The sequence below is a fragment of the Bacteroides sp. RTP31139st1_H2_RTP31139_211217 genome, assembly GCF_040227615.1.
GTDB classification, from domain to species: Bacteria; Bacteroidota; Bacteroidia; order Bacteroidales; family Bacteroidaceae; genus Bacteroides; species Bacteroides uniformis.
Genome location: NZ_JBCNZM010000082.1, coordinates 1 through 8,864 on the forward strand (window position 1 = coordinate 1; position 8,864 = coordinate 8,864).

The 8,864-nt window shown below is 43.5% G+C and carries 8 protein-coding genes; 1 reads left to right on the plus strand and 7 read right to left on the minus strand.

Features of this window, described 5'->3' with window-relative positions:
- The 6 genes from ABUA47_RS14125 to ABUA47_RS14150 all read right to left on the minus strand — a co-directional run.
- The coding region (locus ABUA47_RS14125; RefSeq protein ID WP_349831696.1) for an NUDIX hydrolase at positions 1-575 on the minus strand (575 nt) is incomplete at its 3' end.
- A gap of 59 nt (positions 576-634) precedes the next feature.
- Complete coding sequence (locus ABUA47_RS14130) at positions 635-2,329, minus strand: sodium:solute symporter (protein ID WP_005826581.1); 1,695 nt, start codon at positions 2,327-2,329, stop codon at positions 635-637.
- Positions 2,330-2,356: 27 nt separating this feature from the next.
- Entirely contained in the window at positions 2,357-3,496 is a 1,140-nt protein-coding gene (locus ABUA47_RS14135; protein ID WP_008663672.1) for an aldose epimerase family protein, read from the minus strand.
- A gap of 266 nt (positions 3,497-3,762) precedes the next feature.
- Positions 3,763-4,917, minus strand: coding sequence for a galactokinase (gene galK, locus ABUA47_RS14140; protein ID WP_005826576.1), 1,155 nt, complete (start codon positions 4,915-4,917; stop codon positions 3,763-3,765).
- A 49-nt stretch (positions 4,918-4,966) separates the two neighbouring features.
- Positions 4,967-6,277, minus strand: coding sequence for a sugar MFS transporter (locus ABUA47_RS14145; RefSeq protein ID WP_005826573.1), 1,311 nt, complete (start codon positions 6,275-6,277; stop codon positions 4,967-4,969).
- Between the two features lie 42 nt (positions 6,278-6,319).
- Positions 6,320-7,417, minus strand: coding sequence for an aldose epimerase family protein (locus tag ABUA47_RS14150; protein ID WP_057097714.1), 1,098 nt, complete (start codon positions 7,415-7,417; stop codon positions 6,320-6,322).
- 198 nt (positions 7,418-7,615) lie between these two features.
- Between ABUA47_RS14150 and ABUA47_RS14155 the strand changes: the two genes are divergently transcribed.
- Entirely contained in the window at positions 7,616-8,587 is a 972-nt protein-coding gene (locus ABUA47_RS14155; RefSeq protein ID WP_022402106.1) for a type I phosphomannose isomerase catalytic subunit, read from the plus strand.
- Between the two features lie 74 nt (positions 8,588-8,661).
- Here the strand turns inward: ABUA47_RS14155 and ABUA47_RS14160 are convergent.
- Positions 8,662-8,864 (minus strand): hypothetical protein (locus tag ABUA47_RS14160; RefSeq protein WP_349831697.1); only part of this gene is annotated, 203 nt, incomplete at its 5' end.

The window sequence follows — 8,864 nt, forward strand, 5'->3', positions numbered from 1 at the left end:
ATATAGTCCATTTCTGCTATGCGTTTTCGGAAGTTCCGTTTGTCAATGCTCTCGCCGTATATAGCTTCGTATAAGCTTTGCAGTTGTGACAGCGTGAACAGTTTAGGTAGTAGATTAAAGCCGATTGGTTCGGTGGACGCTTTTTGTTGCATCAACTTCCGAGCTTTCTCCACCATTTGCGGATGATCAAAGATTAGCGCTGGCAGTTCATTGATATTTACCCAGAAAGCATTGTGTTGCTGTACGGATTCTTTGTCGTATTCGTTGATGTTGATGAGCGCATAGTAAACAATGGAGACTACGCGTTCTCCTGGGTCACGATCTATGGCTCCGAAAGCTTGGACTTGTTCCATATATACATCTTCCAGTCCGGTTAGTTCATTCAGGACTCGTTTGGCTGCATCATCCACGCTTTCGTCTTCCTGCACGAATCCACCCATCAGCGACCATTCGCCCATTGCCGGTTCGAAGTTACGCTTCAGCAACAGCAGGTTCAATTCTCCTTCATTGAAACCGAAAATAATGCAGTCGATACCTACATAAAGTTTCGGATTTGAACTATAGTAATTACTCATATCTTAATTTTTGTTTAAGGGGTATGCTGCATGGATATATATCATAGCAACATACCGATTTACCAGAAATACCAATAAAAAGCAGCAGTAATACCCAGGATGATAAGGGTATGAATGATATCCCATTTATTCCAACTCGCACGTGTAGCTGCTTTTTGTTCAGGAGTTGAAGTTCCGAATACCAGCCCTTGAATCTTTTCAGCGCTTGGGGCAGCTGTAAACATGCTGACTGCGATAACCACTACGATGCAGAACAAGAACATCCATCCGCAGAAAAACAGCCAGTTCATATCATAGAACAGATACTTGAAGGTACTGCTTGACACATCTCCTACATTGCTGTAATATACTTTTGCCCCCAGACGGGTTAAACCGATAATCATTCCGGCAATCAGTCCCCACATACCGCCTTGTGCAGAGGTGCGTTTCCAGCAGATCCCCAAGAGGAAGGCTGCGGCAATGCCTGGTGCTAATACAGATTGTACATCTTGTAAGTAGGTGTAAAGTACATCGCCTACACTGCGCATAATGGGAATCCAGAGTATACCCAATATCACAATCGCAACAGTTGCCATCTGTCCAATTCCTACCAGCTTTTTTTCAGAAGTGTTCGGCTTGAAACGTTTGTAGAAGTCAATGGTGAAAAGCATAGCAGATGAGTTGAACAAAGATGCGAGAGAACTCATCAATGCTGCAAGAATACCGCAAACAACCAAACCTTTGACTCCTGCAGGAAGCAATTTTGCTACTAGAGTTGGGAAAGCAGCATCTGCATTGGCATTTCCGTTTGCCAGCATAGGTAGAAAACCTTCTCCCCCGGTTCCGAGATATTTTTGGTGTAATGCGAAAGCAATCATGCCTGGGATAAGGAATAAGAATACGGGCAATAATTTCAGGTAAGCTCCGAAGATGGTACCGCGCCGTGCTTCCTTTTCATTCTTTCCGGAAAGTACGCGTTGCACGATGAACTGGTCTGTACACCAATACCAGAATCCGATAATGGCTGAACCAATCAGTGCACCCAACCAAGGGAAGTTAGGGTCGTTATTACTGCGTATAAGTTCTGTCATTGTGTTGCCATAATCGTTCACTGTGACTGCACCGCAGATTCTCATCATCTCATCCCAGCCTCCCAATTCTTTGAAGCCGAGTACAAGGATTATCAGTGAACCTAACAGCAAGATGGGGGTCTGCAGGATGGAGGTATAAAGTACCGACTTCATTCCTCCGAAGATTGTGTAGAGCGCAGTCAGTATAACCAGACCGATGGCGGCAATCCAAAAGAAGTCGATTCCCCAAAGTTCTTTTATACCGAATACTTGTTGGAATACTAATCCTCCTGCATAAACCGTCACGGCAACTTTTGTCAGTACATAGCTGATTAAAGATATTACAGACAATATTGTACGTGATTGTGGATTATAGCGACGTTCTAGGAATTCAGGCATCGTGAATACCATGCTTCGCGAATAGAACGGTACGAATACCCAGCCTAAGATAAGGATCATCCAACCTTGTATTTCCCAATGTGCCATCGCCATACCGCTGGAAGCACCGGCACCGGCTAATCCGATTAAGTGTTCCGAACCGATGTTGGATGCAAAGATAGATGCACCGATAGCGAGCCATGTGGCATCACGACCACCTAAAAAATAGTCTGCTGAGTCATTCTGTTTCTGTTTGACAACCCAGACAATAATTCCAATCAAAGCCAGGAAAAAGATTCCAATGACTAACCAATCTAATGTTTCCACGATAATAAATGATTTATAAGGTTATTGTTATTTTTCTACGGAAAATTTGAAGACACATTCACTGTTGTAAATTTGTCCGGGTTCCAGTACGACAGAAGGCCATTGGGATTTGTTGGGGCTATCCGGATAATGTTGTGTCTCGAGGCATACGGAAGCGCGCTGGTTGTAAGTAATGCCTTTTTTACCTTTTACGGTGCCATCCAGGAAATTCCCGGTATATACTTGTATGCCTGGCTCATTGGTATAAACTTCCAGGGTGATGCCGCTTATAGGCGATGTCAGTTTGGCTGCCACTTGGGATAGGTCACCTTTAGTATTCAGTACCCAATTGTGGTCATATCCGTTTCCGTTCTTTATTTGTTCAAAGTCCGTCCGGTTGATGTCTTGTGCCACACTCTTGGGAGTGGTAAAGTCCATTGGTGTTTCTTTGACGGAGATGATGTCACCCGTTGTCATGAAAGTACTGTCTACCGGAGTATAGTTGTCTGCATTGATGTATAAGATGTGGTCTGTTGCTGCCTTTGAAGGGTCACCTGATAAATTGAAATAAGAATGGTTAGTCATATTGATAACCGTCTTTTGGTCTGTTGTTGCACTGTATTTTATATCAATGGCATTGTCATCCGTTAACTTGAAAAGTACTTTTGCCGTAACATTACCCGGGAAATTCTCGTCTCCATCCGGTGAAATGCGGGTGAGCTCCAGAGTTGTGCTGTCAATGGGATTGGCACTGTATACTTGGTATTGCCATCCTTTGGGGCCACCGTGCAGGCAATGTCCGAAATTGTTCTGTGGTAACTGTATGGTATCTCCGTCAAGAACGATTTTCCCTTGGTTAATCCGGTTGGCGTAGCGTCCGATAGAAGCACCAAAGTCACTTGGAATGTTGATGTAATCGGCAATGCTGTCAAAGCCCAATACTACATCCTGCATAACTCCATTTTTGTCGGGTACCATAATGGATACAATACGTCCCCCAAAGTTTGTGATGCATACTTCCATGCCCGCTTTATTCTTCAGCGTATAAAGCTGTGTCTGGGCGTCATTGACTGTTGTTTGGAATTTTACTGGATCAAGACCGGACAGCGTAAGCGTTGTTTCTGTCTTTTGATTGCACGCAGTTAGCATCATTGCGGCAATTCCTGCAAGTAGAACATGTCTTTTCATGGTTTTGTATTTAATGTAAATGAGATGATTATCTTTCTTTGGGTGTAAAAGTAACACTTTTCTTTAGTGTAGGCTGTACACTTTTATATGTTATGCAACATAAGTGTCAAGAAACATATCTGTGCCAACTGGCTGTACAGATAGATGTGTTCGGAATAAACTTCTCGGATGATTTTGTTTTTAGAGTGGAAAACGGTGGAATAGGGGAGAAGAAAAAGGCGCTTCCCATTACTGGGAAACGCCTTTTATTTGAATGCTGATGTCTATTATTCTAATCTGCGGGCACCGTCGCTGATGACTACATCATATACTTTCGGGCTTCTGCCGAACTTCTTCTTGAATTCATCTTTTGCTTTTTCGATGAATGTACTGTACAATTCATCCTTTACCAGATTGATTGTACATCCACCGAATCCACCGCCCATGACACGTGAACCGGTAACTCCACAATCGAATGCAAGGTCATTCAGAAAATCGAGTTCTTCGCAGCTTACTTCATACAACTTACTCATGCCATGATGTGTTTCATACATCTTTTGGCCTACAGTTTCATAATCGCCTTTCTCCAGGGCGTCGCAAACGTCGAGTACGCGTTGAATCTCTTCGATGACATATTCTGCACGCATATAGTCTTCTGCGCTGATGTCGGCTTTGGCTTCTTCCAGCATGCCCATGGTAACGTCACGCAGGAATTCTACGTGTGGATGCTTCTTCTGAACAGCGGCAACAGCAGCTTCGCAGCTTTGACGACGTTTGTTGTATGCTGAAGATGCAAGTTCGTGTTTCACTACAGAATCTACAAGAACCAGACGATAGCCTTGCGGGTCGAATGGGAAATACTGATATTCCAGTGAACGGCAATCCAGGCGGATGAGGCTTCCTTTCTTTCCGAATACAGAAGCAAATTGGTCCATGATACCACAGTTTACGCCACAATAGTTGTGTTCTGTAGATTGTCCCACTTTTGCCAATTCAAATTTGTCTATTTTGTTGTCACCGAACAAGTCGTTCAAAGCATAGGCATAGGTACTTTCCAAAGCTGCTGAAGAGGACATTCCTGCACCCAGAGGCACATCGCCTGCAAAAGCTGTATTGAAACCTTTTACATCTACACCGCGTTTCATCATTTCCCGGCACACGCCAAAGATATATCTTGCCCAGCTTGCGCGGGGTGCATCTTCTTCATTCAAGCCAAATTCCACATAATCTTTCAGGTCGATGGAATAAGCTTTTACTGTGTTTGTGCCGTTGGGCTTTATTTCTGCAATCATTCCCTTATCGATTGCTCCGGGGAATACAAAACCACCGTTATAGTCTGTATGCTCACCGATAAGGTTGATGCGACCCGGAGAAGCATAAACAGCTCCCGTTGTTCCGTCAAAGTGCTTGATGAAACGGCTTCTTACGTATTCTATATCCATGATATTTATATTTTATAAGGTGAATAAATAAATTACCTATATTTTCTTGTTAATCGACCTTGATGTCCTTATTGACATTTTTGCAGCCTACCAAACCGTAGAACAACAGATAGCCAAGGGCTGCGATGATAACCCAGTAACTCGGCATGAAACCTGCAATGTCGGCCACCAAACCTTGGATAACGGGCAAGATGCCGCCGCCGCATACCAATACCATGAACAGACCGGAAGCCGCTGCCAGATATTTACCCAATCCTTCTACGGCCAGATTAAAGATACCACCCCACATGATGGAAGTACACAGACCTACCAGTACCAGATACATTGCGTTGATAGGTACTTCTGCAAATCCGAAAGAGAGACCTCCCGTAGCACTTTGTTGGAGTACCGGCAGATTGACAAGCGAACCGGTAGATGAGAAGATGGCAAGGAATACCAAAAGTAAGCCTAATGCGGAAGTAAAGGTAAGCATTGCCTTACTGGAGATTTTTGCACCCAATGAAGCGCCGGCCAGACGTCCAATCAGCATGAGGAACCAATATGTACCTACAACAAAACCGGAAATGGTGGAAGAAATGCCTGCTCCTCCCTTTTCAATCGGATCGGTCAAAAACAAGTTCAGAGTACCCGGTACACCAACTTCGACACCTACATATACAAAGATTGCTATAGCTCCCAAAATGAAGTGGCGGAATTTTAAAGCGCCTGACATCAACTTACCGATAGGTTCTGTTGAAGTTGCAGCATTGGGTTCCGGTATGGGCACAATCAAAAGAACGAAGAACGCGATGGCAAATACAGCCATTGCTGTGTACATTACAGGGAATATCTGAGAGATAGTAGCTTTTTCAATGGAACCGGCAATCAGGATACCTACGAACATCGGAGTAATGGTGGCCATTACGGAGTTGAAAGAACCACCCACTTGGATAAGCTGGTTTCCTTTGTTACCTTCGCCGCCGAGCTTGTTCAGCATCGGGTTGACTACCGTATTAAGCAAACACATGGAGAAACCGGCGATGAAAGCGCCAATCAAATATACGGCAAAAGCCATATCAGGGCTTGAATGACCTGATAAATATTGGATACCTACACCGATAAAGCCTACAGCTACTGCTATCAATGCCGTTTTTTTATACCCTACCCGTTGTAGTAAGATGCCGCTTGGTATTCCCATCACTGCATATGCAATAAAGTTACCAAAGTTACCCAACATCCCTAAAGCGTTGGATACTGAAAACTGATTTTTCAGTACGATTCCCATAGGGGCAGCAAGGTTGGTAACAAATGAAATCATACCAAAAAGGAAGATCATCGTGATAATTGCGATGAGTTTACCATTCTGTTTTTGTTGTGTCATGGTTTTGTAAAATTAATAAGTTTATAAATTGGATTAGTTATTTCATTCTTGTACACCAAACTTGTAGATTGTCACTTGCTGGTACTCATCACCCGGTAGCAATACTGCCGACGGAAAATGGGACTTGTTGGGCGTATCGGGAAAACACTGGGCCTCAAAGCAGACTGCACTTCTTGCAGGGAAAGAGGCTCCATGGGCACCTTCAAAGCCCCCGAGCCAGTTTCCTGTGTAGAGCTGGACGCCATTTTCAGTGGTATATACTTCCATCGTTCGCCCGCTGTTGGGCTCTATGCAGGTGGCTGCAAGGCTCAGCTCTCCACTTTCAGTCTTGTTCAGTACATAGCAATGGTCATATCCTGCGCCATTCACAATTTGTGTATGTTTCTCATCAATTCGTTCACCAAGAGTATGGGGAGTACGGAAATCCATAGGAGTACCTTCTACCTTCAATATCTCTCCGGTAGGAATGGATACTTCATCGATGGGTACATAAAAATCTGCGTTGATGGTAACGATATTGTTTAAGACTGTAGGGGAGGGATTGGCTATACCGGCAAGATTGAAGAAACCGTGATTGGTCAGATTGACGATGGTGGCTTTATCGGTAGTAGCCCGGTATTCGATGACCAGAGCATTGGTCTCATCCTCCAGGCGATAAGTCATTTCTACTTCGAGATTTCCGGGGAAGCCCTCTTCGTCGTCAGCGGATGTGTAGTTGAAGATGACTGTTGATGGCTCTGGCTGGACAGCATCCCATACACGGGTATGAAAACCAGTCGGACCACCATGCAGTGAGTTGGGACCATTGTTGATTGCCAATTGGTGCTCTTCGCCGTATAAAGTAAACTTTCCTTTAGCTATCCGGTTACCGTAGCGTCCGATGGTAGTGTTTAGAAAAGGTTCCGGGCTGTTGATTACATGTTCAATACTGTCGTGTCCTAATACAACATTGGCATATTTGCCATTTTTGTCGGGTACCATGATGGAAAGTATTGCACAGCCGTAATTAGTAACTGCAACTTCCATTCCCTGGGCATTCTTCAGGATAAACAAATCTGTCTTTTTGTTATTTATATCCTTTTGAAAGTCTTTTTGGTTCAAACCGGACAAATTACTTTCTGTTGGAGTAGTGTTTATCATATCCATGGTATTAATTAAATTTCTTGCAAATAAAAAGAAATTCTTTTGTTCCCCCAAGTAATTGGAAGGAAATGTGGAGAACATTTTAGGAAAGTTTAGCGTTTAACAAATGGAATACAAATTGATATTTTTTGTATGTTTGCCCCCGGAATCTAAAAAAATCACATCATTAACAGAAAGTTCTAATAAAAACAACGAATGTATCCTCTAAAATTTGAGCCTATTCTGAAGCAGACGCTTTGGGGAGGCGACAAGATTATTCCATTCAAACATTTGAATGATACCCTTGCCAATGTAGGCGAGAGTTGGGAAGTGTCGGCAATAGAAGGCAGTGAGTCTATAGTGGCCAATGGTGCAGACAAAGGATTGACGCTGCCGGATATGGTCAGAAAATATAAGGAAGACCTGGTAGGAGAAGCCAACTATGCACGTTTCGGAAATAAGTTTCCTTTATTGATAAAGTTTATTGATGCCAAGTTGGACTTGTCGATTCAGGTACACCCGGGTGACGAGTTGGCTAAGAAACGTCATAACAGTTTTGGTAAAAATGAAATGTGGTATGTTATTGCTGCTGACCAGGGTGCCAAGCTGATTTCCGGTTTTGCAGAGCAGATTACTCCGAAAGAATATAAGGAACGAGTGTATAATGGTACGTTTGCGGATGTTCTGCAGACTTGCGCCATTAAACCGGGCGATGTGTTTTATGTGCCTGCAGGTCGGGTACATGGAATCGGTGCGGGAGCTTTTGTAGCAGAAATACAGCAAACGTCGGATATCACTTACCGTATTTTTGATTACAATCGTAAGGATAAGGATGGTAAATCAAGAGAACTGCATACAAGCCAGGCCATTGATGCCATTAATTTTGCAGATGTGCAAGACGATTTTCGTACGGAGTACGAGCAGGTGCAGAATGAACCGGTAGAAATGGTGGCAAGCCCGTATTTCACGACTTCCATCTATGACATGACGGAAGAAATCACTTGTGACTATTCTGAACTGGATTCTTTTGTTATCTTTATTTGTGTGGAGGGTTCTTGCCGTATTATTGATAATGAGAAGAATGAAGTTTCCGTACAAGCGGGCGAAACAATCCTGCTGCCAGCTGCAACCCAAGAAGTGACAATTGTGCCTGAAGGAGCAGTGAAGTTGCTTGAGACGTACGTATAAAAGTGCTCAGACTATATCGGATAAAAAAGAGGGGATGACTGTTATGGCCATCCCCTCTTTTTTTATCCGATATTCTATCTCTTTCTTCCAAATATTTTTCTGAATTTCTTCATTACCTTTACCCCCAATACTATACCGTCAAAAACAGCCATACCCGTGTTGAATGCTCTCATCATGGCATTTGCCTTGTTGGTAGCTGGTTCCAGCGGAGCAAAAATTTCTTGTGTAAGCCCAGTCATGATTTCTTTCTGGAGTCGTATTTCTTGTAGCAGCTTGG